This is a genomic window from Bradyrhizobium sp. SZCCHNR1051 (genome assembly GCF_032489615.1).
Taxonomy (GTDB): domain Bacteria; phylum Pseudomonadota; class Alphaproteobacteria; order Rhizobiales; family Xanthobacteraceae; genus Bradyrhizobium.
The window spans coordinates 1-25,380 of the sequence record NZ_JAUEYJ010000043.1; the positions used below are offsets into that span (position 1 = coordinate 1).

At 66.7% G+C, this 25,380-nt stretch carries 19 protein-coding genes; 9 read left to right on the forward strand and 10 right to left on the reverse strand.

Going from position 1 to position 25,380, the window contains the following annotated elements; genetic code table 11:
- The first annotated feature begins 185 nt into the window (after window positions 1-185).
- The 3 genes from QW868_RS32860 to QW868_RS32870 all read left to right on the forward strand — a co-directional run bounded on the left by QW868_RS32860 (window position 186) and on the right by QW868_RS32870 (window position 2,980).
- On the forward strand, window positions 186-1,355 hold the full coding sequence (locus QW868_RS32860) for an acyl-CoA dehydrogenase family protein (protein ID WP_316232502.1): 1,170 nt from the start codon (window positions 186-188) through the stop codon (window positions 1,353-1,355).
- Window positions 1,355-2,011, forward strand: coding sequence for a glutathione S-transferase family protein (locus QW868_RS32865; protein ID WP_316232503.1), 657 nt, complete (start codon window positions 1,355-1,357; stop codon window positions 2,009-2,011). Before QW868_RS32860 ends, QW868_RS32865 begins: the two co-directional genes overlap by 1 nt.
- A gap of 177 nt (window positions 2,012-2,188) precedes the next feature.
- A complete protein-coding gene (locus QW868_RS32870; RefSeq protein ID WP_315773758.1) occupies window positions 2,189-2,980 on the forward strand; it encodes a helix-turn-helix domain-containing protein in 792 nt (263 codons plus the stop codon).
- Here the strand turns inward: QW868_RS32870 and QW868_RS32875 are convergent.
- A complete protein-coding gene (locus QW868_RS32875) occupies window positions 2,950-5,535 on the reverse strand; it encodes a cation-translocating P-type ATPase (RefSeq protein WP_316232504.1) in 2,586 nt (861 codons plus the stop codon). The two genes, QW868_RS32870 and QW868_RS32875, sit on opposite strands and share 31 nt — an antisense overlap.
- Before the next feature lie 188 nt (window positions 5,536-5,723).
- On the opposite strand from QW868_RS32875, the gene QW868_RS32880 reads away from it, so the two are divergent.
- From QW868_RS32880 to QW868_RS32895, 4 genes are all read left to right on the forward strand, one after another.
- Window positions 5,724-6,590 (forward strand): 3-keto-5-aminohexanoate cleavage protein, encoded by an 867-nt coding sequence (locus QW868_RS32880; protein WP_315773754.1) that lies wholly within the window; start codon window positions 5,724-5,726, stop codon window positions 6,588-6,590.
- 118 nt (window positions 6,591-6,708) lie between these two features.
- Entirely contained in the window at window positions 6,709-8,307 is a 1,599-nt protein-coding gene (locus QW868_RS32885) for an AMP-binding protein (RefSeq protein WP_316232505.1), read from the forward strand.
- Between the two features lie 98 nt (window positions 8,308-8,405).
- On the forward strand, window positions 8,406-10,022 hold the full coding sequence (locus QW868_RS32890; protein WP_315798775.1) for an acyl-CoA carboxylase subunit beta: 1,617 nt from the start codon (window positions 8,406-8,408) through the stop codon (window positions 10,020-10,022).
- A 17-nt stretch (window positions 10,023-10,039) separates the two neighbouring features.
- A complete protein-coding gene (locus tag QW868_RS32895) occupies window positions 10,040-11,995 on the forward strand; it encodes an acetyl-CoA carboxylase biotin carboxylase subunit (RefSeq protein WP_315798776.1) in 1,956 nt (651 codons plus the stop codon).
- Window positions 11,996-12,427: 432 nt separating this feature from the next.
- Here QW868_RS32895 and QW868_RS32900 read toward each other — a convergent pair whose 3' ends face one another.
- From QW868_RS32900 to QW868_RS32920, 5 genes are all read right to left on the reverse strand, one after another.
- The gene (locus QW868_RS32900) at window positions 12,428-12,790 is read right to left on the reverse strand and encodes a response regulator (protein ID WP_315740582.1); all 363 of its coding nucleotides are present in this window, start codon (window positions 12,788-12,790) and stop codon (window positions 12,428-12,430) included.
- Window positions 12,777-14,159, reverse strand: coding sequence for a PAS domain S-box protein (locus tag QW868_RS32905; protein ID WP_315798777.1), 1,383 nt, complete (start codon window positions 14,157-14,159; stop codon window positions 12,777-12,779). Before QW868_RS32905 ends, QW868_RS32900 begins: the two co-directional genes overlap by 14 nt.
- A gap of 344 nt (window positions 14,160-14,503) precedes the next feature.
- Complete coding sequence (locus tag QW868_RS32910; protein ID WP_315773747.1) at window positions 14,504-14,809, reverse strand: cytochrome c; 306 nt, start codon at window positions 14,807-14,809, stop codon at window positions 14,504-14,506.
- A 12-nt stretch (window positions 14,810-14,821) separates the two neighbouring features.
- The gene (locus QW868_RS32915; RefSeq protein ID WP_315798778.1) at window positions 14,822-15,571 is read right to left on the reverse strand and encodes a CBS domain-containing protein; all 750 of its coding nucleotides are present in this window, start codon (window positions 15,569-15,571) and stop codon (window positions 14,822-14,824) included.
- 91 nt (window positions 15,572-15,662) lie between these two features.
- A complete protein-coding gene (locus QW868_RS32920; RefSeq protein ID WP_315798779.1) occupies window positions 15,663-17,213 on the reverse strand; it encodes an AMP-binding protein in 1,551 nt (516 codons plus the stop codon).
- Between the two features lie 296 nt (window positions 17,214-17,509).
- Between QW868_RS32920 and QW868_RS32925 the strand changes: the two genes are divergently transcribed.
- Window positions 17,510-18,697, forward strand: coding sequence for an ABC transporter substrate-binding protein (locus QW868_RS32925; protein WP_315798780.1), 1,188 nt, complete (start codon window positions 17,510-17,512; stop codon window positions 18,695-18,697).
- 159 nt (window positions 18,698-18,856) lie between these two features.
- Here the strand turns inward: QW868_RS32925 and QW868_RS32930 are convergent, their stop codons facing one another.
- From QW868_RS32930 to QW868_RS32945, 4 genes are read right to left on the reverse strand one after another with little or no spacing between them, the layout of a single operon-like run.
- A complete protein-coding gene (locus tag QW868_RS32930) occupies window positions 18,857-19,249 on the reverse strand; it encodes an MAPEG family protein (protein WP_315798781.1) in 393 nt (130 codons plus the stop codon).
- A 26-nt stretch (window positions 19,250-19,275) separates the two neighbouring features.
- Complete coding sequence (locus QW868_RS32935; protein WP_316232506.1) at window positions 19,276-20,358, reverse strand: lipocalin-like domain-containing protein; 1,083 nt, start codon at window positions 20,356-20,358, stop codon at window positions 19,276-19,278.
- Window positions 20,348-22,810: an FtsX-like permease family protein gene (locus QW868_RS32940; RefSeq protein ID WP_315778230.1), complete on the reverse strand. Its 2,463-nt coding sequence runs from the start codon at window positions 22,808-22,810 to the stop codon at window positions 20,348-20,350. The genes QW868_RS32935 and QW868_RS32940 overlap by 11 nt, the downstream gene beginning before the upstream one ends.
- Window positions 22,807-23,466 carry an ABC transporter ATP-binding protein gene (locus tag QW868_RS32945; protein ID WP_316232507.1) on the reverse strand — a complete coding sequence of 220 codons (660 nt, stop codon included), beginning with the start codon at window positions 23,464-23,466 and terminating at the stop codon, window positions 22,807-22,809. Before QW868_RS32945 ends, QW868_RS32940 begins: the two co-directional genes overlap by 4 nt.
- A 253-nt stretch (window positions 23,467-23,719) precedes the next feature.
- On the opposite strand from QW868_RS32945, the gene QW868_RS32950 reads away from it, so the two are divergent.
- The gene (locus tag QW868_RS32950; RefSeq protein ID WP_316232508.1) at window positions 23,720-25,024 is read left to right on the forward strand and encodes an MFS transporter; all 1,305 of its coding nucleotides are present in this window, start codon (window positions 23,720-23,722) and stop codon (window positions 25,022-25,024) included.
- The last annotated feature ends 356 nt before the right edge of the window (window positions 25,025-25,380 follow it).

Below are 25,380 nucleotides of genomic sequence, written 5' to 3' on the forward strand. Positions count from 1 at the left end.
CTCCACCACCGACCATTCGAGATGATCGCCAGTTGAGCCTTAGTATATGCTAGAAACCTCAACCGGACAGCCGTGGGCTTGACCCGGGCATCCACGCTGTACGCCATATAAGAACAACGACGTGGATGGCCGGGACAAGCCCGGCCATGACGTCAAGAAAAGAGACGACAGGAGCTCGACGAAGAATGCTCTTCACCGCCGACCACGACGAACCGCGCCGCATCCTGCAGAAATTCATCGCTGCCGAGATCAATCCCCATGTCGACGAATGGGAGGAGGCCGGCATCTTTCCGGCGCATGAGCTGTTCAAGAAGCTCGGTGACCTCGGCTTTCTCGGCCTCAACAAGCCGGTCGAGTTCGGCGGCCAGGGGCTCGATTATTCCTACGCGCTGATGATGGCGGAAGAGCTCGGCGCCATCAATTGTGGCGCCATCCCGATGGCGATCGGCGTGCAGACCGACATGGCGACGCCAGCGCTGGCGCGGTTCGGCTCCGACGAGGTGCGCAAGGAGTTCCTGGCGCCCGCGATCTCAGGCGACTACGTCGCCTGCATCGGCGTCTCCGAGCCCGGCGCGGGCTCCGATGTCGCCTCGATCAAGACCCAGGCGCGCGGCGATGGCGACGACTACGTCATCAATGGCGGCAAGATGTGGATCACCAACGGCACCCAGGCCGATTTCATCTGCCTGCTCGCCAACACCAGCGACGGACCTGTCCATCGCAACAAGTCGCTGATCTGCGTGCCGATGAAGAACAAGGGCGTGCAGGTCGCGCGCAAGCTCGACAAGATGGGCATGCGCTCGTCGGACACGGCGCAGATCTTCTTCGACAACGTTCGCGTCCCCAAGCGCAACCGCATCGGCGAGGAGGGGCAGGGTTTTACTTATCAGATGATGCAGTTCCAGGAGGAGCGGCTGTGGGCCGGCGCAGCCTGCCTGAAGGCGCATGAAGCGATCATCAATGCGACCATCGAGTACACCCGCAACCGCAAGGCGTTCGGTCGCTCGATCCTCGACAACCAGGTCGTCCACTTCAAGCTCGCGGAAATGCAGACCGAGGTCGAGCTGCTGCGCGCGCTGACCTACCAGGCCGCGGAGGCGCTGATCGCCGGCGAGGACGTGACACGGCTCGCGACCATGGTGAAGCTCAAGACCGGCCGGTTGGGGCGCGAGCTCACCGACGCCTGCCTGCAATATTGGGGCGGCATGGGCTTCATGAACGAGACACCGGTCAGCCGCGCCTACCGCGATTCGCGCCTGAGCTCGATCGGCGGCGGCGCCGACGAGGTGATGCTGACGATCCTGTGCAAGATGATGGGGACCTTGCCAGGCAGCGGCAAAGCGGGGAGCGCCTGATGATCACGCTGTATCATTGCGACGGCGCCCGCTCGTTTCGCCCGTTGTGGATGCTGGAAGAGCTTCGACTTAACTACGAGTTGAAGATGCTGCCGTTCCCGCCGCGGGTGCTGGCGAAGGAGTATCTGGCGATCAATCCGCTCGGCACGATCCCGTTTCTGATCGACGGCGAGACGAAGATGACGGAGTCCTCGGGCATCTGCCATTATCTCGGCATCAAGCACGGCCCGACGCCGCTGATGGTCGGGCCTGAGGAAAAGGACTACGGCGCGTTCCTGAACTGGATGTATTTCTCCGACGCCACGCTGACGTTCCCGCAGACGCTGGTATTACGATACACTCAGCTCGAGCCGGAGGAGCGGCGCTCGCCGCAGGTCGCCACCGATTATGCCAAGTGGTTCCTGGGACGGCTGCGCGCCGTGGAGGCAGCGACGGCGAATGCCGAGTTCTTGTGCGCGGGTCGTTTCACCGCGGCCGACATCGTGATCGGCTATGCATTGCGTCTCGCAGACACGCTTGGGCTCGCCAAGGATTTTGGGCCGAATGTGGCTGCTTACTGGGCGCGCCTGCAGCAGCGTGAAGGCTACAGCCGCGCGCGTGCGGCCGAGCAGCGCGCCGGGATCGAGCAGGGCATCAAGCCGCGGGTCAGGCCGTAGCTTTGGGCACGTCATTCCGGGTTCGCGCTCGCGCGCGCCCCGGAACGACGATCATCTCGAATCGGTGAGTTAACCGCGACAAAAATCGGCAGTCGTCGCCGATGACAGCGGCGCGAATTGCGCTATGGTTCTCCTCCAAAGAAGCGGCCGCCAGAGCCGCGCCTCAGGAGGAAGACCATGGATGTGACCCGCCGGGACTCCGGCCATCTCATGCTGATCACGCCCGAGCGCGTCTTCTACGCCGGGCTGCTCGGTCGTCCGCGCCAGCGCTGCTCGGGCGCGTGCCATATCTACGTCGCGCTCACCGGCAGCCTGCGGCTGCTGGCCGAAGGAGCCGAAGAGCGCAGCGGCGAGCTGCTGGTCGTGCCGCCGAACCGGCCGCACACCATCGAGAGCGATTATCGCACCGTCATCGTCGTCACCATCGAGCCGGAGAGCGTGCCGATCGGCACGCTGGACCGCTTCGCCAGCCGCGTCGCCCGCGAGGCCGAGGCGTTCGCCTGCCGCATTCGCGCCGCCTATGAGGAGCTGGTGCAGCGGCCGCTGAGCGGCGACGTCACCAGCGCAGTGTTCGACCGGCTGTGCTTCGGCGAGGTACTGCCGCAGCGGACGCTCGATCCGCGCGTGGTCAAGGCGATCGGTCTGATCGGCCGCTTCTCCGGCGAGCCGGCGACGGCCGAGAGCTGCGCCGCCGCCGTCGGCCTGTCGACGTCGCGCTTCCTGCATCTGTTCAAGGAGGAGACCGACATCTCCTTCCGTTCGTTCCGCGCCTGGAAGCGCGCGCGGCATCTGCTCAACTACGCCAACCAGGACCTCAACCTCGCGCATCTCGCGCAGGATATCGGCTATCCCGACTCGACGCATTTCAGCCATTCGATCCGCCGCTTCTACGGGCTGAAGCCGCGCGCGATCTTCTCCGGCTCGCGCGATCTCGCGATCTACCGCGCCGGCGAGGTCGCCTTGACCTGATCTTTCCTGGCTGCGTGCCGCGCGAGCGCGGCGCGCAGTGGGAACTTCGACAGTTCGAGCATGATCAGCGTGGTCAGCGCGGCTGCCGCGGTCAGCGCGAGATCGTCGACATGCAGCGGTCCGAACCGGAACAGCGCCGCGGCGGCGGGCAGCGTCAGGCTAGTCGCGAGCACGGCGACGACGAAGCCGATCACCAGCAGCAGCATGCGGTTCGGCCGCAGCAGCGCCTCGCGCAGCGAGCTCGAGAACGAGCGGTTGACGAAGATCAGGCTCACGATCACCGACACCAGGGTGAAGAACACCAGCGCGCGGAGCTCGTCGTCCGGCATGCCGTTGCGGTGTGCCAGCAGCAGGACGCCGCCCGTGGTGAGCATCGCCAGGATGCCCTGCAGCGCCCCCCACAGCACCAGCGGCCGCGGCAGCAATGGCTCCTGCGGATCGCGCGGCGGCCGCCGCATGATGTCGCTCTCCTCGGTCTCGGCCTCGAACACCAGCGAACAGACGGGATCGATGATCATCTCGAGAAAGGCGATGTGCACGGGCCCGAGCAGCAGCGGCAGACCGGTGACGAGCGGCAGCAGCGCCAGCCCGGCGATCGGAAAGTGCACGGCAAGGATGAAGCTCATCGCCTTGCGCAGATTGTCGTAGATGCGCCGGCCGAGCCGGATCGCCTTGACGATCGAGCCGAAATCATCGTCGAGCAGCACGATCGCCGAGGCCTCGCGCGCGACGTCGGTGCCGCGGCCGCCCATCGCGATGCCGATATGCGCCGCCTTGAGCGACGGCGCATCGTTGACGCCGTCGCCGGTCATCGCGACGATCTCGCCGTCGGCCTTGAGCGCGGTGACGATGCGCAGCTTCTGCTCCGGCATGATGCGGGCGAACGCCGTCGGCACGCGCGCCGCAAGCGCCAGGGCGTCGTCGTCGAGATCGGCAAGCTCGGGGCCCGCGATGACGCGCTCGGGATCGATCCCGGCCTGCCGCGCAATGGCGGTGGCCGTCGCGGGATAGTCGCCGGTGATCATGATGACGCGGACGCCGGCGGAGCGGCACTCGGCGACGGCATCCTTCACCTCCGGACGCAGCGGGTCGGCGAAGCCGACGAGACCGCGGAACGAGAACGCGAAGTCCTGCTGTATGTCGGGGAGCGCCTCGCCGCTCCAGCTCGCCTGGGCGACGCCGAGCACGCGCAGGCCCTCGGCGGCGAGCGTCTCGACGCGCGCCTGCAGCGCCGCCAGCTCGCCGCCGTCGACGCCGCAGAGCGATGCGATCGCTTCCGGCGCACCCTTGGCCGCCACGAGGCCGGCGCCGTCGCGCGACCAGACGTTGGTCATCGCCAGCAGGTCGGGGCGCAAGCCGTAGCGTCGCTGCAACGTGGCGCCTGCGGTGGCGTCGGCGCCGAGCGCGTGCAGCGCCTTCTCCATCGGATCATGCGACTGCGGGTCGCAGGCCAGCACGGCGGTGGCGACGAGATCGCGGAAGGGCGGCGCGACGGCATCCGGCGTCGCCGTCGCAGGCTGCAGCACGCTGCCGTCCGGCAGCACCAGCCTGGCCACCATCATGCGGTTCTGCGTCAGCGTGCCGGTCTTGTCGGTGCACAGCACGGTGGCGGCGCCGAGCGATTCGATCGCCGAAGCGCGCCGCGTCAGCACGCGCGCCTGCGAGATGCGCCAGGCGCCCATCGCCAGGAACACGGTCAGCACCACCGGGAATTCCTCGGGGAGCATCGACATGCCCAGCGCGATGCCGGCGAGGATTCCCTCCAGCCAGCCGCCGCGGTACACCGCATAGAGCACGACCGTGACCGCGACCACGATGCCGCCGCCGATGGCGAACGCCAGCACCAGGCGCCGGGTCTGCTGCCGCAACCGCGGCGTCTCGGTCTCCAGGGCGGTCACCGACTGGCCGATCCTGCCGATCGCTGTGTGCGGCCCGGTCGCCGTCACCTCGGCAATGCCGCCGCCGCGGACGACGAGACTGCTGGAGAACACGAATGGCTGGTCGTCGCCGCCGGCCGCCGCAGCGGGCGTGTCGATCGGCTCGGCCGGGGCGGGGCGCTTGCGCACCGGCACGGATTCGCCTGTCAGCAGCGATTCATCCGTCAGCAGATCGTCGCACTCCCGCAGCACCGCATCGGCCGCGACGCGATCGCCCTCGGCGAGCACGATGAGATCGCCGCGCACCACCTCGCGGCCGGCGATGCGGATGCGCTCGCCGTCGCGGATCACCAGGGCGCGCGGGCTGGAGAGATCGCGCAGCGATTCCAGCACGCGCTCGGTCCGCGCCTCCTGCACGATGGTGATGAAGACGGAGGCCGAGGCGAACACGCCGAGCAGCATCGCTTCCGCCGCGTCGCCCAGCGCGAGATAGATGCCCGCGCCGGCGAGCAGCAGAAGCAGCATCGGCTCCTTCAGCACGTCGGCGACGAGGCGCAGGATCGAGCGTTTGCCGGTCTGCGGCAGCTCGTTGAATCCCTCCGCCGTCAGACGCCGTGCCGCCTCGGCTGCGCTCAGGCCGTTCGGAAATGTCGGCGCCGGTTGTGTGTCGATCGGCATTGCACGCCCCGTGACGAGAAACATGGGAACCAGTTAGCGCCGATCCCGTCCGGGCGCTTGATGCAGAGCAATAGCGGGTTGCGCGGCCTCCAACCAGCGAGTCAACGCAAGCAGATCAGGCGGAGACGCCGTCATATACGGGCCGGATCAGCACAGCGCCGCTTGCGCGAAGCCATCGAACGAGTGCCATGAGCGACAAAGCCGTCATCACCTGCGCGCTGAACGGCGTGCTCACCGATCCCAGGCAGCATCATGTGCCGGTCACGCCCGAGGAGATGGCGCGCGAGGCGCGGCGCGCCTATGACGCCGGTGCTGCGATCATGCACATCCATCTGCGCCAGCAGGCGCCGGGCAAGGGGCATCTGCCGTCCTGGGACGTCGACGTCTCCCGCGAGATCCAGCAGGCGATCCGCGAGGCCTGTCCCGGCGTGATCATCAATCACACCTCGGGCGTGTCGGGACCGAACTATCAAGGTGCGCTCGACTGCATCCGGCAGACCCGGCCGGAGATCGCGGCCTGCAATGCCGGCTCGCTGAACTATCTCAAGGTCAAGGCCGACAACAACTGGGCCTGGCCGCCGATGATGTTCGACAACTCGGTCGAGAAGATCCAGGACTATCTCGCCGCGATGAAGGACGCGCACACGATCCCGGAATTCGAATGCTTCGACGTCGGCATCGTGCGCTGTGTCGCGATGTATCGCCAGACCGGCATGTATGGCGGTCCGCTGGAGTACAATTTCGTGATGGGCGTTGCCTCCGGCATGCCGGCTGATCCCGAGCTGCTGCCGATCCTGCTCAAGCTGAAGCTGTCCGAAGCGCACTGGCAGGTCACGGCAATCGGCCGCGCGGAGATCTGGCCGCTGCACCAGCGCTGCGCCGAACTCGGCGGCCATCTCCGCACCGGGCTGGAGGACACGTTCTATCTCGGCGACGGCACCAAGGTGACCTCGAACGGCCAACTGATCGAGGCCATCGCGGCGTGCGCGCGGCGCGCGGGCCGCGAGATCGCAAGTCCCGCCGAGGCCCGGCAGATGTTTGGCACGGTGAATTGACGCGGCATACGCCGTCATTGCGAGCGCAGCGACGCAATCCAGAGTTCTGCACGACGCCCTGGATCGCTTCGTCGCCTTCGGCTCCTCGCAATGACGTGGATGGGGAGGGAACAGACCAATGACCAATCTCGATGCCACCGGCGGCGTGTCCGGTCCCGGCCGCATCGGCCGGGTCGCGATCGGCGATCTCCTGAAGCGCGCGGCGCGCCGCTTTCCCGAGCGGGTGGCGATCACCGATGGCGCCCGTCAGGTGACGTTCACCGAGCTGGAGCGCGATGCCAACCGGTTTGCGAACTATCTCGTCGCCAAGGGGCTGAAGCCGGGCGAAAAGATCTCGACCGTCTGCAACAACTCGATTGAGTTCGTCAAAGCGCTGTTCGGCATCCATCGCGCGGGTCTCGTCTGGGTGCCGATCAATACGATGCTCGGGCCCGCCGACATGGATTACATCCTCGGCCATGCCGAGGTCCGCTTCGCGCTCATCGATGACAATCTGTTTGCTCAGGCGGACCGCCGCGCCGCGCTGGAAAAGCGGGGCGTCGAGCTGATCGCCGTCGATCTCACCGGGACGGCGAAGGCCGCGGGGCTTGCCAGCTTCACCGACCTCATCCAGGGTCATTCGGACGTCGAGCCCGAGATCGAGATCAACGATCGCGATCTTGCGATGATTATCTACACCTCGGGCACGACGTCGCGACCGAAGGGCGCGATGCATTGTCACCTCGCCGTGGTGATGGCCGTCATGAGCAACTGCATCGAGATGCAGCTCTCGCGCCAGGACGGCATCACCGGGCAGTTCCCGCTGTTCCACTGTGCCGGCCATGTGCTGCTGCTCAGCTATCTCTCGGTCGGCGGCCGCATGGCGCTGATGCGTGGCTTCGACCCGGTCGCCTGCATGGAGGCGATCGTGCGCGACCGCCTCACCGTGTTCGTCGGCCTGCCGCTGATGTACCAGGCAATCCTTGATCATCCGCGCCGCAAGGAGTTCGACCTCTCCCACTTGCGGACTTGCCTCTACACGATGGCGCCGATGGGCCGGCCGCTGTTGGAGCGCGCGATCAGGGAGCTGTGCCCGAACTTCGTGCTGACCAGCGGCCAGACCGAGATGTATCCGGCGACGACGATGTCGCGTCCCGAGGTGCAGCTCAATCGTTTCGGCAATTACTGGGGCGAGTCGCTGTTCGTCAACGAGACCGCGATCATGGACGATGCCGGCAACCTGCTGCCGCCCGGCGAGATCGGCGAGCTGGTGCATCGCGGGCCCAACGTGATGCTGGGCTACTACAAGGATCCGAAATCGACGGAGGACGCCCGCAAGTTCGGCTGGCACCACACCGGCGATCTCGCGGTCATCGACAAGGGCGAGGTGCTGTTCCTCGATCGCAAGAAGGACATGATCAAGTCCGGCGGCGAGAACGTCGCCTCGGTCAAGATCGAGGAGACCCTGCTGGCGCATCCGGCGGTGCAGAATGCCGCCGTCGTCGGCCTGCCGCATCCGCAATGGGGTGAGGCGGTCTCGGCCTTCGTCAAGCTCAAGCCCGGCGCGCAGGCCAGTGAGACCGAGCTGCTTGAGCACTGCCGCAAGTCGCTTGGCGGCTTCCAGGTGCCGAAGCTGGTGCGGGTGCTCGAGGAGATGCCGATGACCGCCACCGGCAAGCTGCGCAAGGTCGAGCTGCGCCAGGCCTATGGCGATCATTTCGTGGCGAAGAGCGCGTGAGGGTTGATCCTCGAGATTCCGGGTTCGCTCCCGCGCAGCAAGATGGCCCGTCCATCTTGCTGCGCACTCGTGTCCCGGAATGACGAAAGCATGAACTGATGGCCACCATCGACAACACCATCTCTCCCGCTGGCGCCGCCTTCCAGGCCAATCGTGACGGCATGCTCGTCCTGATCGCGCGGATGCGCGATCTCGAGGCGCGCACGCGCAATGCCTCGGCGGCGGCAAAGGAGCGCTTCCATCAGCGCGGCCAGTTGTTGCCGCGCGAGCGCGTCGCCTTGGTGCTCGATCCCGGCGCGCCGTTCCTGGAGCTGTCGACGCTTGCCGGCTACATGTTCGATACGCCGGACCCGGCCAAGAGCGTGCCGGGCGGCGGCGTCGTCGCCGGCATCGGCTTCGTGTCCGGCGTGCGCTGCATGGTCTCGGCGAATGACGCGGGCATCGATGCCGGAGCGCTGCAGCCCTACGGGCTCGACAAGACCCTGCGCGTGCAGGAGCTGGCGCTGGAGAACAAGCTGCCCTACCTGCAACTGGTCGAGAGTGCCGGCGCCAACCTGCTGCGCTACCGCGTCGAGGACTTCGTGCGGGGCGGCAACATCTTTCGCAACCTGGCGCGGCTGTCGGCGGCGGGGCTGCCGGTCGTCACGGTGACGCACGGCTCGTCCACGGCGGGCGGCGCCTACCAGACTGGTCTGTCCGACTACATCGTGATGGTCCGCGGCCGCACCCGCGCCTTCCTCGCCGGCCCGCCGCTGCTGAAGGCCGCGACCGGCGAGATCGCCACCGAGGAGGAGCTCGGCGGCGCCGAGATGCACACCTCGATCTCCGGCCTCGGCGACTATCTCGCCGAGGACGACCGCGATGCCCTGCGTATCGCGCGCGAGATCATGGGCAAGCTGAACTGGGATCGGCCATCGCACGAGTCGTCACCGGTGAAGCCGCCGCGCTACGACCAGGAGGAGCTGCTCGGCATCATGCCGCTCGACCACAAGCGCCCCGTCGACATGCGCCAGGTCATCGCGCGGATCGTCGACGACAGCGACTTCGTCGAAATGGCACCAAACTACGGGCCTGCGACGTTGTGCGGCCATGCCCGTATCGAGAGCCAGGCGATCGGCATCGTCACCAACAACGGCCCGCTCGATCCGGCCGGCGCCAACAAGGCGACGCACTTCATCCAGTCCTGCTGCCAGACCCGAACGCCGATTCTCTATCTCAACAACACCACCGGCTACATGGTCGGCCGCGCCTATGAGGAGGCCGGCATGATCAAGCACGGCTCCAAGATGATCCAGGCGGTGACCTCGGCCAGCGTGCCGCAGATCACGATCTATTGCGGGGCCTCGTTCGGGGCGGGCAATTACGGCATGTGCGGCCGTGGATTCCACCCGCGCTTCTGCTTCTCCTGGCCCAACGCCAAGACCGCCGTGATGGGTGGCGAGCAGGCGGCGGAGACGATGGCGATCGTGACTGAAGCGGCGGCGGCGCGCCGCGGCAAGCCGGTGGAGCGCGAGAAGCTCGATGCCATGAAGGCGCAGATCATCGGCGTGTTCGACAGCCAGATGGACGTGTTCGCGACCTCGGCGCGCGTGCTCGACGACGGCGTGATCGATCCGCGTGACACCCGCGCGGTGCTGTCGGAAGTGCTGGCGATCTGCCGCGAGGCGGAGGCGCGCGAGCCGCAGCGGATGCAGTTCTCGGTGGCGCGGCCATGAGCGGAGAGATGCCGGGAATGCAACGCAGGCCGTTCCACAAGGTGCTGATCGCCAACCGCGGTGAGATCGGCTTGCGGATCATGCGCACCGCGCGCCGGCTGGGCCACGGCGTGGTCGCGGTCTATTCGGACGCCGATTCCGATGCGCCGCATGTGCGGCTCGCCGATCAGGCCGTCCGCGTCGGCGCGCCGCCGCCCGCACAGTCCTATCTCAACATCGCAGCGATCATCGCCGCCGCAAAGGCGACTGGCGCGGATGCCGTGCATCCCGGTTATGGCTTTCTCGCCGAGAACGAGGATTTTGCGCAAGCGTGCAAGGAGGCCGGTCTGGTGTTCATCGGGCCATCGCCCGAGGCGATCAAGGCGATGGGCAACAAGGCCGGCGCCAAGGTGATCATGAGTTGCGCCGGCGTGCCCTGCGTACCCGGCTATCAGGGCGAGGACCAGGGCGACGACGCGATGCTGCGCGAGGCGCGCCGCATTGGTTTCCCGGTAATGATCAAGGCCGTCGCCGGTGGTGGCGGCCGCGGCATGCGGCTTGTGACGGATGCGGACGCCTTTCCCGACCTGCTGCGCAGCGCCCGCTCGGAAGCGGCGACGGCGTTCGGCGACGGCACCGTCATCCTCGAGAAGGCGATCGCCAATCCGCGCCACATCGAGATCCAGGTATTCGGCGATAGCCACGGCAATGCCGTCCATCTCGGCGAGCGCGACTGCTCGGTGCAGCGCCGGCACCAGAAGCTGATCGAGGAGGCGCCGTCGCCCGCGGTCGGGCAGGAGCTGCGCGCGCGCATGGGCGCCGTGGCGGTGCAGGCGGTGAAGGCGCTCGGCTATGAGGGCGCCGGCACGCTGGAGTTCCTGCTCGATGCCGACGGCCAGTTCTACTTCATGGAGATGAACACGCGGCTGCAGGTCGAGCATCCCGTGACGGAGGCCCTGACGGGACTCGATCTCGTCGAGTGGCAATTGCGTGTCGCCGCCGGCGAGCCTCTGCCGTTGCGCCAGGACCAGATCAGCTTCTCGGGTCATGCGATCGAGGTGCGGCTATGCTCCGAGGATGCCGCGCACGACTTCATGCCGCAATCGGGGCGGATGGCGCTGTGGCAGATGCCGGGGATGATCCGGGTCGAGCATGCGCTGGAGTCCGGCGCGGAGATCCCGCCGCACTACGATTCGATGATCGCCAAGCTGATCAGCCATGCTGCGACTCGTGAGGAGGCGCGCGCAAGGCTGATCGCCGGATTGGAGCAGGCCGTTGCTTTGGGCGTCCCGACCAACCGGGCCTTCCTGATTTCATGTCTGCGGCATCCGGCCTTCGCCGCGGGCAAGGCAACCACCGCATTCATCGCGGCGCATCGTGACGAGTTGCGTGCGCCGGCCGTCGAAGCGGCAGACCTCGCGCCGGTCGCGCTGCTGCTCTCCGTCAGCCATCCGCTCGCACATCCCGTCCGCCGCGGCCGCTCGCTCGCGGCCGCCTTCGCGACGCCGCTCCGGTTCGAGATCGCCGGCGAGGTGGCCGAGTGCGAGCTACTGTGCGAGCGTGACGGAAGCTATCGCGTGACGCGTGGCGATGCAGAGCATCGCTTCGAGATCGTATCGCTCACTGATGACACGATCCGCGTTCATCACGCCGAGATCGTCGAGAGCGCGCGCTTCGTCCGTGACGACGATCGGCTGTTCGTCCAGCATCGCCGTCAGACGCTGGCAGTGCGCGATCTGACGTTGGCGAGGCCGCAATCCTCGGCCGCCACCGGAGGCGATGGCAAGGTCCGTGCGGCCCTGAACGGTCGCGTGGTCGCGGTGCTGGTGAAGCCGGGCGACAGCGTGGCTGTGGGACAGCCGGTGGTGACGCTCGAGGCGATGAAGATGGAGCACGTTCATACTGCTGGCATCGCAGGAACGGTGACCGCGATCGAGGTAGCCGAGGGCGACCAGGTGACGACGGGTCGGATCGTGGTGGAGATTGCGGGCTGATCGTCGCGCAAGTGGGCGTGAGTTAGCTCGAGGCATGCTGCACCTCTCTCCCGCTTGCGGGGCGGGGGTCCGCGCGCGCTGAACTCTGTTGTATGCGACTTCGATATTCTCACGGAGGCATCGCTTCGCGACATGCAGCGTCCCGCCGCTGCATTCTGCAACACTCAAAGTAGGCGGTTCGCCGGTTGCGCAGATCATCGTCGACATCGTCCACGGTGGGAGCGCAGATCACGTGGAGCGCGACACGTGGACCCCCACCCGCGACCCCTCCTCGCAAGGGGGAGGGGAGTGCATTGCTGTCGAGGCGAGGGGGCAATTCTGCCATCAAAGACGTGAAATCAACTGCGCTGTTTCAAGGGCGCGGTGCCGACCCCTAATCCTTCAAACGGCAACAATGCCGATCGTGGCTCTGTTGCGCGGCCGACGCGCGCCTCACGGATGCAATTGCCGCCTCAGCGCCGCGACCAGCCGTGACGTCTGGAACGGCTTCGACAGCAGCGGTGCCGTGGCGAATTCTTCCGGGCATTGATCGACGGAATAGCCGGTGACGGCGACGAAGGGCACGCCGGCCGCGGCCAAAGCGCGCGCGATCGGCGCCGATGTTTCCCGCCCGAGATTGACGTCGAGCACGGCAAGATCGCAGTGATTCCGCTCGAGCAGATGGAGGGCTTTGTGCACGGTCGGCGCCACGCCGACCACCGTGAATCCGGCGGCTTCGAGCTCGACCGCGAGGTCGAAGCCGATCAGGGGATCGTCCTCGACGATCAGGAGGTGAGTCTTCTCACTGGCGCGCATGATGATGGTCGCGGCTGAGGCGTTGCAGGGGGCACCTCAGGTGCCAGCGCAGTCCGGCCGGCAGGAACTGGACCTCGACCGATCCATCCAGGCCAGCGCGCACCAGGTCGGAAATCACCCGGCTGCCGAAGCCGGTGTGCTCGGGCGGCGCGACCTCAGGTCCGCCGCTTTCGACCCAGGTCATGTCGAAGCTGTCGTCGATGCGCGTCCAGCGGACCGCGATCCGTCCGTCGTGGTTCGACAGCGCACCATATTTGGCGGCGTTGGTGGCGAGCTCGTGGACCGCCATGCCGATCGACTGCGCGGCCTCTGGCGTCAGCTCGATCGGCGGTCCGTCGATCGCGATGCGGTCGCCGATCAAGTCGCTGAACGCCCCGAGCTGCGAGCGGACCAGGCCGCCGAGTGGAATGAAACGCCAATCGTTCTGAATCAGGAGATCCTGATTGCTCGCGATCGCCTGCAGGCGCTCCAGAAAGCGGTTGAGGTCGAGCTGGCGGCCGTGACGGGTCATCTGCCGGGCGATCGCCTGCACCAGCGACAGCAGGTTCTTGCTGCGGTGGTTCACCTCGGCCAGCAGGGTGCGCAACTGCTCCCTTGTCTGGCGCTTGTCGGTGATGTCACGCACGATCTTGGAGGCGCCGATGATCCGGCCGCTCGAATCCCGGACCGGCGAGACCGTGACCGACACGTCGATGAGCGCACCATCCTTGCGCAGGCGGATGGTCTCGAAATTGTCGATGATCGCGCCGGATAGGACGGTGGCGAGGATCCGGTCCTCCTCGGCCTGGCGCTCCTGCGGGATGATCGTGCGGATCGAGCGGTTGATCATCTCGCCTTCCGAGAAGCCGAAGATGCGTTCGGCGCTCTTGTTCCAGCTGGTGATCGTGCCGTCCAGCGTCTTGCTGACGACGCCGTCCGAGGACGAGGCGACGATGGCCGCGAGCATCGCCGCCGCACGCTCGGCCTTCTTCGACAGCGTGACGTCGCGGATGATTCCGGAGATGCCGACGATCACGCCGGTGCTGCTGCGGATCGGTGAAAACGTGATGGAGACCTCGATCGGGCGTCCCTGCTTGGTCAGCCGGACGGTCTCGAAGCTCTCGACCGCTTCGCCCGCGTTGACCCTGGCGCGCAAGGCGTTCGCCTCTTCCGCCAGCTCGGGGGGAACGATCTCGGAGACGGATCTGCCGATCATTTCAGCCGCGGTGAACCCCAGCATCCGCTCGCTGGCCGCGTTCCAACTGCGGATGACGCCGTCGGCGGTGGTGCTGACAATGGCGTCGGCCGAGGACTCCACGATCGCCGCCAGATAGGCCGTGTCGTCGTCGGTCGCGCGTGGGGCGGGGGAGGCGCCGGGCATTCCGTGCACGTCGCAGGCTCCTTGCTAACAGGTCGGTAGAGAAGACGCCGTGCACCAGATTACCAACTTGTTTGTGTGCAAATGCAAGGGCTATCTCGATCGCTGCTTGTTGTTGGTCTTCCCGGCAACGAGGACAGGGCGATTTGCCGTCAGCAGACCCGTTTGGGGCCATGCGACGTGCTCCAGCTCACGACGGCGAACACACAGAACGCAGGCTTGAGCGTTTCGTTCCGGAGGATCTTGCTAAATTGCCGGCGAAGGTGCCGTATCATCGGGCGCCAGGGCCCACTCTTGCGTCCGGACGCCGCCGATCACGGGGCGGCGGCGCAATCCAAAGGCGAATTTGGCAGCAACTACTTCCTAAGGCTGAGGATATAGCCTGCCAGGTCGGTCGCATCGTTCGCACTGAGCGGATTGTTGGCCATCGTCGCGTGGGGAAGCAGGAGGAACTTGACCAGCATGTCCTTCGTCACTCCGTCCCTGGCCGCGATGGCGACAAACGGCCGGGCGCGGCGGAACTTGGTCGGCTCGGTGGCCACCGCATGGCAGGCGGCGCACCAGCGCTCGGCGAGCCGGCGGCCGTGGTCGAGATCCTCGGCGGCCGCCGAGGCGGAGAGCAGGACCAGCAGCAGCAGTGATGGTACGGAGGCACGTCGCACGCCCGGCTCTCCTCACAGCGGTTGGTCGTCGTCGGTCGACGGCTGGTCCTGCAGCGAGACGATGTCACCGCCGCCGAACTCGTCCTCCGGCGGCGGATAGACCCACATGTGGTCGCGCACGTTCCTGACGCCCTGGACGCTCTTGGCCGCCACGATCGCCGTGGCCCGCTCCTTCTCGTTGCGAACCGCGCCCGTGAGATGCGCGATGCCGTTGCGGACGACGACGTTGAAGCGGCAATGCTTGCAGGCGGCCTGGTCGAGCGAATCGAGAATGGCGCTGCGGATCCCGTCATCGTCGGGGGTGGGGCCCGGAACGGCAGTGGCGAGGTCGGCCACGGTTTGCAGGAAATCCGTGTGTGTCACCACGCCGACCAGCCGGTCGCCACTCATCACAGGGAGACGCTTGATGTTGCGCTTCTCCATGATCTCGGCGATCTCCGCCAGGCTGGCATCGGCGCTGACTGTGACCGGAGGCTGGCTCATGATGTCGCCGACCGTACGGCCGTGGGAATGGACGAAGTCGGCGCCGATGCGGCCGCGGCCGACCAGGAGGTCGAGCCAGCGGCCTTGCCTGTGTTCGGTGCCGAGCTCGGCGCGGCGCAGGAAATCACCGTCCGTGACCATGCCGACGAGCGTGCCGGACGCGTCGACCACCGGCAGCCCGCCGATGTGGTTGCGCAGCATGATCCGCGCCGCCTCGGCCACCGGGGTTCCGGGCGTCACCGCGATCACGGATCTGGTCATGATTTGATGAGCGCGCATGTCGTCGTCTCGTGCTGCGATCGCAATCAGCGAAGAATAGCTGCGCGGCATCGCGCGCGCTTGACCAGGATCAATCCGAGGTCGTGCCGCCCTACACGATCCTAGAAGTCTTGTTGCCCCAATAGCGGTCGCGCAGCAGACGCTTGTAGAGCTTGCCGGTCGGCAGCCGCGGCAGCTCCTTCTCGAAATCGATCGAGCGCGGCACCTTCTGTCGCGACAGCGATTGCCGGCAGAACGCGATCAGCTCCTCTTCCAGCTCAGGCCCAGGCATGATGCCCGACATCGGCTGGACCACCGCCTTCACCTCCTCGCCGAGATCGGAATTGGGCACGCCGAACACGGCGGCATCGGCGACCTTCGGATGCGTGATCAGCAGGTTCTCGCATTCCTGCGGATAGATGTTCACGCCGCCGGAGATGATCATGAAGGTGGCGCGATCGGTGAGATAGAGATAGCCGTCGGCATCGACATAGCCGACGTCGCCGACCGTGCTCATCGTGCCGTCGGCCGAGCGTGCCTCCTTGGTGCGCTCGGGGTCGTTGAAATACTCGAACGGCGATCCGGTCTTGAACCACACCGTGCCGGCCGTTCCGGTCGGGCACGGCTGCATGTTCTCATCGAGGATGTGCAGGTCGCCGAACAGCACCTTGCCGACGGTGCCGCGATGCGCGAGCCATTCCGCGCTGTCGCAGGCGGTGAAGCCGAGGCCTTCGGTGGCGCCGTAATATTCGTGGATGATCGGCCCCCACCATTTGATCATGTCCTCCTTGACCTGTGCCGGGCACGGCGCGGCGGCATGGATCGCGACTTCGAGCGAGGAGAGGTCATAGCGCGTGCGGATCTGTTCCGGCAGTTTCAGCATGCGCGAGAACATCGTCGGTACCAATTGCGTATGCGTGATGCCCCATTGCTCGACCAGTTGCAGGTAGCGCTCGGGGTCGAACGTCTCCATGATGATGGCGGTGCCGCCGACGCGGATGGTGAGGTTGACCGCGGCCTGCGGTGCGGAGTGATAGAGCGGCGCCGGCGACAGATAGATCATGCCTTCGCGATAGCGCCACAGCTTCTCCAGGAAATCGAAGATCGGCAGCTGCTGCACTGGCGGCTGCTCGGGCAGCGGCCGCAGGATGCCCTTCGGCCGGCCCGTGGTGCCGGAGGAATAGAGCATCGCGGTGCCGACGCATTCGTCGGCAATCGGCGTCGCCGGCAGGCCGGCGGTGGCCTCCGCGAGGCCGACGATCCGCTCGCTCTCGCCGGGGCCGTCGGCGACGATGCAGAGCTCGATGTCGGGCGCCTCCTTCAGCGCCTCGCGCGCGACCTCGAGCTTGGCGAGGGAGGTGATCAGAAGCCGCGACCGGCTGTTGTTGAGGATGTAGGCCAGCTCGCCGGGCGTGAGGTAGGAGTTCACGCAGGTGAAATACAGCCCGGAGCGCTCGCCTGCGCCGCACGCTTCCAGATAGCGGCTGTTGTTCTCCATGAAGATCGAATAGTGGTCGAGCCGCTTCAGGCCGCGCTTGCGGAACAGATGCGCCAGCCGGTTGCTGCGCGCCTCCAGCTCGCGATAGGTCACGGCCTCGCCGGTCGAGGCCATGATGAAGGCGGGCTGCAACGGGCGCAGCCGGGCGTGCTTGCCGGTGTACATGTGTCCTCCCTTCCGACGCCGGCCGGAGGTACGGTGGTGGAGGGCCACAGGGCAAACGTCACGCCGACGATGTTCTCGTCGCGCCCTCGGGCCGTTTCCTTCCGCGCGTACCATCCTTACGGGACGGCATGTCGTTGTTTGCGGCCAATCTAGCGGACAGGTTCCGGGCTCTCAACAGGCCTCTCAGCCCTTTGGCTGAGGAGGGAAGGGATGGGCGCGGCCGGGGTTCTGGCATAACATGGTCAGGCATTCCAACGAATGACATGTCAAAGCCTAGAAACTCCGGGAGAGATCATATGAAATCGGGCTTGCTGGCTGTTGCTGCCGTCGGTGCGCTGCTCGTGGCGGCGCCGGCGTCGGCACAGGTCAAGATCGGCATCCTCAACGACCAGTCCGGCGTCTACGCGGACTACGGCGGCAAGTACTCCGTCGAGGCCGCCAGGATGGCGATCGAGGATTTCGGCGGCGAGGTGCTGGGGCAGAAGGTCGAGCTGGTCACCGCCGACCACCAGAACAAGCCGGACCTCGCCTCGTCGATCGCGCGGCGCTGGTACGATACCGAGGGGGTCGACATGATCACGGAGCTGACGACCTCGTCGGTCGCGCTCGCCATCCAGGATCTGTCGAAGGAAAAGAAGAAGATCGATATCGTCGTCGGTGCCGCGACCTCGCGCATATCAGGCGATGCCTGCACGCCCTACGGCTTCCACTGGGCCTATGACACCCGCGCGCTCGCGGTCGGCACCGGCGGGGCGCTGGTCGAGTCCGGCGGCGATACCTGGTTCTTCATGACCGCCGACTACGCCTTCGGCTATGCGCTGGAGAAGGACACCAGCGACATCGTGACGTCGAAGGGCGGCAAGGTGCTGGGCTCGGTGCGCATCCCGCTCAACTCGTCGGACTTCTCGTCCTTCCTGCTGCAGGCGCAGAGCTCGAAGGCGAAGATCATCGGGCTCGCCAATGCGGGCCTCGACACCACCAACTCGATCAAGCAGGCGGCCGAGTTCGGCATCGTCAAGGGCGGCCAGAAGCTCGCCGGCCTGCTGATGACCTTGTCGGAGGTGCATGGCCTCGGGCTGGAGGCGGCGCAGGGCCTGATCCTCACCGAAGGCTTCTACTGGGATCGCGACGACAAGTCCCGCGCCTTCAGCGAGCGCTTCATGAAGCGCACCGGCCGGATGCCGAGCATGATCCACGCCGGCACCTATTCCGCGACATTGTCCTATCTGAAGGCCGTCAAGGCCGCCGGAACCAAGGACTCCGATACGGTCGCGGCCAAGCTGAAGGAGTTGCCGGTCGACGACGCCTTCGCGCAAGGCAAGGTGCTCGCCAACGGCCGCATGGTCCACGACATGTACCTGTTCGAGGTCAAGAAGCCGTCCGAATCGAAGAAGCCGTGGGACTACTACAAGCAGCTCGCCACGGTGCCCGGCGACAAGGCGTTCTTCACCGCCAAGGAGAGCGGCTGTCCGCTGACGAAGTGATCGCGCGCCAGAACATTGGTGTCGCCCCGGCGAAAGCCGGGGCCCATACCGCGTGATCTCTGAACAGGGCAGGCTGCACGTCGACCCGCCGCGCAACAAACATCCGTCGGTGGCTATGGGTCCCTGCGTTCGCAGGGACGACAGCGGGGGACTGGGCGGTCAGCCGTGCAGCATGCGCCAGAGGATGGCGATGAGCGAACCGACCAGCAGGATCGAGCCTGCCAGGGCCTGCACGCCAAAACCGGGGCCGCGCTTCTCGGCGGCCCTGGCGTAGGACACCATGTACATCCCGCGCCCGGCGATCCAGACCAGGCCGATCAGTGCGGCGATGACATCGCTGACATAGATCGCGAACAGCCACAGTGCCGGCAGGAAGATCGGCAGCCATTCCAGCGTATTCATCTGCACGCGGAAGGTGCGCTCGAAATCGGCATTGCCGGTGGTCGCGGGCGCCTTCACGCCGAACCTGGCGCGCGCCTGCGCGACGCGGACGGCCATGTAGAAATACAGCATGAGCGCGAGCACGGTGACGAGTGCGGTGAAGTGATACATGCGCGGTTCCCCCTGATGACGGCTTCTTAATATCCGGTCAGTTCGAGATAGCCCACCCCGGTGTGGCTGCCCTTGAAGCTGATCGGCCCTTCCCAATAGGGCACGCGCGTGCCCATCCAGGCGTTTGGATTGAGCGCTGCGGTGTCGATGGCGATGCCGAGCGCTGATATTTCGACACGCCAGCCGACCGGCAGCCTGCGCTCGCCGATCGCAACCGTCTCTGTCGGCGTCATGACGATGTCCCCGGGGCCGAGCGCATGCGAGGCGCCGTCAGCCGTGATCCAGGTTCCCGATGTGTAGTCGCCATTGCCCTGCCGCATCCGGTACAGCATCAGCTTCTCGCCGCCGGCAAAATGCAGCGCGAACCAGTCCCAGCCGCTCTGGTCGGAGGCCAGCGGCTGGCTGCTCCATTCGCGGTCGAGCCAGGCCTGGCCCGTGACCTCGATTGGTAGATTGTCGAAGCTGATGCGGCCTCGGGCGCGGTAGAACGGCTGGCTGTAGTAGTACGACGCCTGGCCGCGCTCGGATTTGCGGCTGTAGCCGCCGATTCCCTGCAGCACCACCGGCCTGTCCGCTTCCAGATGCAGTGCGTAGGAGAAGTCCGGCCCGACGGCGCTCATGTCCAGAGGCGCCAGCGCTCGATCGTCGGTCGCGGCGGTGCCGCGCAGCTGCCAGTCGTCGATCCAGGCCTGGAACGGCTTGGCCTCGACGCCGGACTGGCCGACGCCGCCGCGCGCGAATTTCTCGGACGAGCGGTGACTGTCGGCACGCGTCACCGCGGCATGCGCCATCCAGAGCTGCTGATTGTCGAAGCCTTCGCCCTGCGGCCCCGGCCGGGCCGCCGAGCGGAACAGGGTCCATTGCAGGCCATAGGCCTTGCCGCTGGAATCGGCGAGGTTGGCGGTGACGTACCACCATTCGATTCGGAAATCGTCGTGCGGCCCGTGATCCGCAGGGAAGCTGAACTCTCGTCCGGGCGTCACCGGCGCAAAGCCGTCGGCGCTATCGCTCAGTCCCGCAAAGCCCTGCGCGCGCGCGAGGCGGGGCAGCGCCAGCAGGCCGAGCCCGCCGATCAGCATGCGTCGCGAAATGGTCGCTCTAGCGCTCAATGGTGAAGGTCCTGACGAGATCGGCCGGCTGCATCCGCGCCAGCCGCAGCACCGGCAGCAGCGAGGCGATCAGCGCCGCGATGAGCGTGACGAGCAAGAGCCGAATGAGCTGCAGCGGAAACACGTCGAACGGCAGCCGCCAGCCGAATGCCTTGACGTTGACGATCGCGATCAGGCACCACGCCACCACAAGCCCGAGCGGCAGCGCCAGCAGCGCGGTGAGGCCGGCAAGCGACAGCGTCTTCAACAGCTCGACCTCGGCGAGCCGCCGCCGCGTCAGCCCGATTGCCCATAAGGGTGCGAGCTGCGGCAGCCGCGAGTTCGCCAAGGTCAGCAGGCTGGTCAGCAGCGCGATCGCGGCGACGCCGAGCGTGAAGGTGTTGAGCGCGCCGGTCACCGCAAAGGTGCGGTTGAAGATCTGTTTCGATTCCTGCTTCACGGTGGCCTGGTCGACGACGTTGCGACTATCGAGGCCGAACTTGTTGGTGAGCCCCGTGATCAGCCCCGGCACGTCGGCGGCCGCCGCGCGCACGGCCATGCGCGTCATGGGCGTCGCCGGGAAGCGGCGTGTCAGCGCGGCGACGTTGACCGTGATCTGGCCCTTGGGATTGCCGTAGTCGGCATAGATGCCGGCGACGGTGATGCGCCAATCGCCGCCGGGCGCGGGAAGGTCCAGGCTGTCGCCAAGGGATAGATTGAGCCGCCGCGCCAGCTGCTCGCTGACGAAGCCGGCGTCGCCACGCACCAACTGCTTCCACGCGTTGTCGACGGCCTGCAGCAGCGGCCAGTGGTCGCGATAGGTGTCGTGATCGGGCAGGCCGAGAATGTCGACCGACGCGCCCGCAAGCTGCGCCTCGGCGCGGCCGCCCGGCAGCACCGCCTGCACCTCGGGCCGCGCGCGCAGCCAAGCCTGGACGTCGCGCGCCTGCGCTTCGTCCGACGCGCTGATGTAGATGTCGGCCGCGAGGCGGCCGTCGAGCCAGACCAGGAAGGTGCGGCTGAAGGTTTCGACCATCGTGGCGACGCCGACGTTGACGGCGAGCGCCATCAGCAGCGCCATCAGCGCGAGCGACAGGCCCGAGATCTGCTGGCGGCTGTCGGCCCAGAACCATTGTGCCAGCGCCGCCCGCGCGCCGCGCTCACCGAGCCGCAGCACCAGCTCGAGGATCGCCGGCAGCACTAGCGCGGCGCCGAGCATCATGGCTGCGAGCACGCCGAAGCCGGCGAGCAGCGACTGCCCGAGCCACAGCAGCAGGCCGGCGGTAACGAAGAAGGCGAGCGCGACCGCGCTCTGCAATCGCAGCCAGCGCCGCTGCGCCTCCTGCCACGCATAGGGTTGCGCGGTGGAGAGGATCGGCAGCCGCATCGATTTGATCAGGCTCGTCGTCGCGGCTGCGAGCGCGCCGGCTATGCTGATGACGAGGCCCGCAAACCACCATTCGGGTTGCAGGCTCAGCTCGCCCGGCACCTGCGCGCCATACAGCCCGCGCAGCGACGCTGCCACGTTCGGCAACAGCGCCGCAGCTATGAAATAGCCACACACCAGCCCGATCAGGCCGGCCGCCAATGCGAATGCGATGAGCTCGCCGATCAGCACGCCATTGAGCTGGCGCGCCGACACGCCGCAGGCGCGCAAGGTCCGCAGCACCGGCAGCCGCTGCTCGAAGGCAAGCCCGATCGCGGAGTTGACGATGAAGAGGCCGACGACAAAGGACAGCAGGCCGAAGGCGGTGAGGTTGAGGTGGAAGCTGTCGGTCAGCCGCTCCAGGTCGGTCTCGGCCTCCGGCTGCACGAGCTGCAGCCGGCCGTCCGCCAACGACTGCAACGGCTGTCGCTGGCCTTGCGTCTTGCCGACCAGCAGCCGCGAAATCTGGCCGGGCTTGCCGAGCAGCCGCTGCGCGTCGCTGATATCGACCACGAGCACGCCGGGTGCGAGCTGCTGCTGCGCCATCAAAGGCGGCAGCATGGCGTCGTTGCTGAGCCGCGGCATCGCGCCGTCTTTGAGTCCGAGATCGGCCAGTGTCACCGGCGAGATCAGCGTGCGATGCGGCGGTGTCAGAAACGCCTCGAGCTCGCTGCGGCCGACCATCGGCGCTTCGCCGACCTCCCTGGGAATGCTGAACGGCTCGATGCCGAGCAGTCTGATCGAGCGGCCGTCGATCTGCACGCGGCCTTCGAGCACCGGCGACACCGGCCAGCCGGCGCGGCGCAATTCCGCGAACGCGCTCTGCGGCAGCATCTTGCCGTCGGTCGCGACCAGCATCGGCGTGCGCGCGCCGCCGAAGATCGCGGCGGCGCGGTCATAGGAGCTGCGCGCCTGCTGGTTCAGCGCCTGCACGCCGCTCCACAGCGCCGTGGCCGAGATCAGCCCGATCAGCAAGGTCGCGAGCTGCATCGGATGCCGCCGCCAGTGGCTGAGCAGCACCGCCAGAATCCAGAGCGCGCGTCTCATGCGACGCGTCCGGCATGCAAATGCACATGGCGGTCGAGCATCGCGGCGAGCCTGGTGCTGTGCGTCACCATCAGGAAGCCGCAGCCGGTGCGCGCGACGAGGTCGCGCGTCAGCGCCATCACCTCGTCGGCGGTGTCCTCGTCGAGATTGCCGGTCGGCTCGTCCGCGAGCAGCAGGACCGGCTTGACGGCTAGCGCGCGGCCGATCGCGACGCGCTGCTGCTGTCCGCCCGACAATTGCTCCGGATAGCGCTTGAGCAGCGACTTCAGCCCGAGCCGCTCGACAAGCTCGGTGTGCCACGCTGGATCATGCCGACCGGCCAGCCGCGCCTGGAAACTGAGATTGTCCTGAACCGACAGGCTCGGCACCAGATTGAACTGCTGGAACACGAGGCCGAGCCGCTCGCGCCGGACCGCCGCGCGTCCGGCATCGTCGAGCCTGCCGACCGAAGCGCCGTCGAGCAGGATGTCGCCGCCGTCGGCGGCATCGAGCCCGGCGATGAGATGCAGCAGCGTGCTCTTGCCGGAGCCGGATTCACCGGTCAGCGCGACGCGCTCGCCGGAGGAGACGTCGAGGTCGACGCCACGCAGGACGTGGATCGGCTCGCCGCCGGATCGATAGGACTTGGTGAGATGGCGGACGCTGAGCACGAGCATGATCGGGGTTGTTGCGTCACAACATAACAAGGGCCAACGCGAACATCACGCGCTCGTTCTTCATGACGCCCCTGATGTGCCGGCCGCGTGCAATCAGGTTGCGAGGGTATCGCGATGCAGCCCAAGGGGGCGGATTCCCGCGTTGCAGCAATAAGTTAGCTCGCCAGCCGGTTGCCTGCAAAGGCGCTTCGTGGGTAGCATCGTCAAAACGCCCGGACGACAGGGGCGGATCATGACAGAATGGGGAAGGACCATGGCCGCGCCAACGACGCTGAAGGGCACATCCCGCGCAAGCGCGACGCCGAAAGGCGCCTGGAAGATCACCTTCCTGCTGTTCCTGTTCATGCTGGTGAACTTCGCCGACAAGATCGTGGTCGGGCTCGCCGGCGTGCCGATCATGACCGAGCTTAATCTGAACGCCGAGGAGTTCGGCCTGCTGGGCTCGTCCTTCTTCTTCCTGTTCTCGATCTCGGCCATCGTCGTCGGCTTCGTCGTCAACCGGGTTCCGACGCGCTGGGTGCTGCTGGTGCTGGCGCTGATCTGGGCGCTGGCGCAAGTCCCGATGGTCGGCACCGTCGGCTTCACCACGCTGCTGATCTGCCGCATCATTCTCGGCGCCGGCGAAGGTCCCGCGGCGTCGGTCGCCGTGCACGCCGTCTACAAATGGTTCCCCGACGAGAAACGTGCGATGCCCACGGCGATCCTGTCGCAAGGCTCGGCCTTCGGCGTCATTCTCGCGGTGCCGGCGCTGAACTGGATCATCGTGAATCACGGCTGGCACTATGCCTTCGGCGCACTCGGCGTGGTCGGGCTGATGTGGAGCGTGGCGTGGCTGTGGCTGGGCAAGGAAGGACCGCTGGCGGAGGTCGAGCTCGCCGGATTGCGCGAGCGGCGCGTTCCCTATCTGCAACTGCTGACGTCGCGGACCTTCGTCGGCTGCGTCGCCGCGACCTTCGGCGCCTATTGGGCGCTGTCGCTCGGGCTGACCTGGTTCACGCCGTTCCTGGTGAAAGGCCTCGGCTTCTCGCAGCAGCAGGCCGGCTTCATCTCGATCCTGCCCTGGATCTTCGGCGCGTGCGTGGTGCTGACCACCGGCTTTGTGTCGCAGACGCTGATGGCGCGTGGCGTCTCCACGCGCATGGCCCGTGGCGTGCTCGGCGCGACGCCGCTCGTGATCGGCGGCGGGCTGATGGCGATGATGCCGCATGTCGACGCCGCTTCGGCAAAGATCGCACTGCTCGTGGTCGGATCGGGATTGTGCGGCTCGATCTACGTCGTCTGCCCGCCGATGATCGGCGAATTCACCCCGGTCACGCAGCGCGGCGCCGCCATGGCGATCTACGGCGCGCTCTATACGCTCGCCGGCATCGTTGCGCCCCTCGTGATGGGCAAGATGATCCAGGCCTCCGGCAGCCTGCTCGAAGGCTACATGTCCGGCTTCACCATCAACGCGGTGATCATGGTGATCTCCGGCCTCCTCGGCCTGGCCCTGCTCTGGCCGAACAGCGAACGCGCCCGCCTGCAGGCGCATCAGGCTGTCGCGCCGGAATTTGCGTGAGCGCTGCCTTAGAACTCGGCCTTGGGCAACGCAGGTTGCCAGGATCACGACCGTCGTCCTCCGGCTTGACCGGGGGACCCAGTATTTCAGAGGCGGTTGTGCATGGGCCGACAAGCCGCCGTATAACGGATGCCCGCGCCTGCGCGGCGCATGACGACGACGAGCGTGGCGCCGCCATGCCACAATGTGGGCCTCACACTCGGTGTCGTCCCGGGCAAGTCCGGCAACGCGCAGCGTTGGCGGACGCCGACCCGGGATCCATACGCCGCGGCGGATGTGGCTAGAGCGTGATGTTTTTTGCCGGAATCAGGATTCCCGAGTCGGTGAACTTCTGATTCAGATTCCATGCTGGAGCC

Excerpts from the sequence above, each read along its gene's own strand:
- QW868_RS32860 (WP_316232502.1), top strand. The coding sequence starts at position 186 with ATGCTCTTCACCGCCGACCACGACGAACCGCGCCGCATCCTGCAGAAA.
- QW868_RS32865 (WP_316232503.1), top strand. The coding sequence starts at position 1,355 with ATGATCACGCTGTATCATTGCGACGGCGCCCGCTCGTTTCGCCCGTTG.
- QW868_RS32870 (WP_315773758.1), top strand. The coding sequence starts at position 2,189 with ATGGATGTGACCCGCCGGGACTCCGGCCATCTCATGCTGATCACGCCC.
- QW868_RS32875 (WP_316232504.1), bottom strand. The coding sequence starts at position 5,535 with ATGCCGATCGACACACAACCGGCGCCGACATTTCCGAACGGCCTGAGC.
- QW868_RS32880 (WP_315773754.1), top strand. The coding sequence starts at position 5,724 with ATGAGCGACAAAGCCGTCATCACCTGCGCGCTGAACGGCGTGCTCACC.
- QW868_RS32885 (WP_316232505.1), top strand. The coding sequence starts at position 6,709 with ATGACCAATCTCGATGCCACCGGCGGCGTGTCCGGTCCCGGCCGCATC.
- QW868_RS32890 (WP_315798775.1), top strand. The coding sequence starts at position 8,406 with ATGGCCACCATCGACAACACCATCTCTCCCGCTGGCGCCGCCTTCCAG.
- QW868_RS32895 (WP_315798776.1), top strand. The coding sequence starts at position 10,040 with ATGCAACGCAGGCCGTTCCACAAGGTGCTGATCGCCAACCGCGGTGAG.
- QW868_RS32900 (WP_315740582.1), bottom strand. The coding sequence starts at position 12,790 with ATGCGCGCCAGTGAGAAGACTCACCTCCTGATCGTCGAGGACGATCCC.
- QW868_RS32915 (WP_315798778.1), bottom strand. The coding sequence starts at position 15,571 with ATGCGCGCTCATCAAATCATGACCAGATCCGTGATCGCGGTGACGCCC.
- QW868_RS32920 (WP_315798779.1), bottom strand. The coding sequence starts at position 17,213 with ATGTACACCGGCAAGCACGCCCGGCTGCGCCCGTTGCAGCCCGCCTTC.
- QW868_RS32925 (WP_315798780.1), top strand. The coding sequence starts at position 17,510 with ATGAAATCGGGCTTGCTGGCTGTTGCTGCCGTCGGTGCGCTGCTCGTG.
- QW868_RS32930 (WP_315798781.1), bottom strand. The coding sequence starts at position 19,249 with ATGTATCACTTCACCGCACTCGTCACCGTGCTCGCGCTCATGCTGTAT.
- QW868_RS32940 (WP_315778230.1), bottom strand. The coding sequence starts at position 22,810 with ATGAGACGCGCGCTCTGGATTCTGGCGGTGCTGCTCAGCCACTGGCGG.
- QW868_RS32945 (WP_316232507.1), bottom strand. The coding sequence starts at position 23,466 with ATGCTCGTGCTCAGCGTCCGCCATCTCACCAAGTCCTATCGATCCGGC.
- QW868_RS32950 (WP_316232508.1), top strand. The coding sequence starts at position 23,720 with ATGGCCGCGCCAACGACGCTGAAGGGCACATCCCGCGCAAGCGCGACG.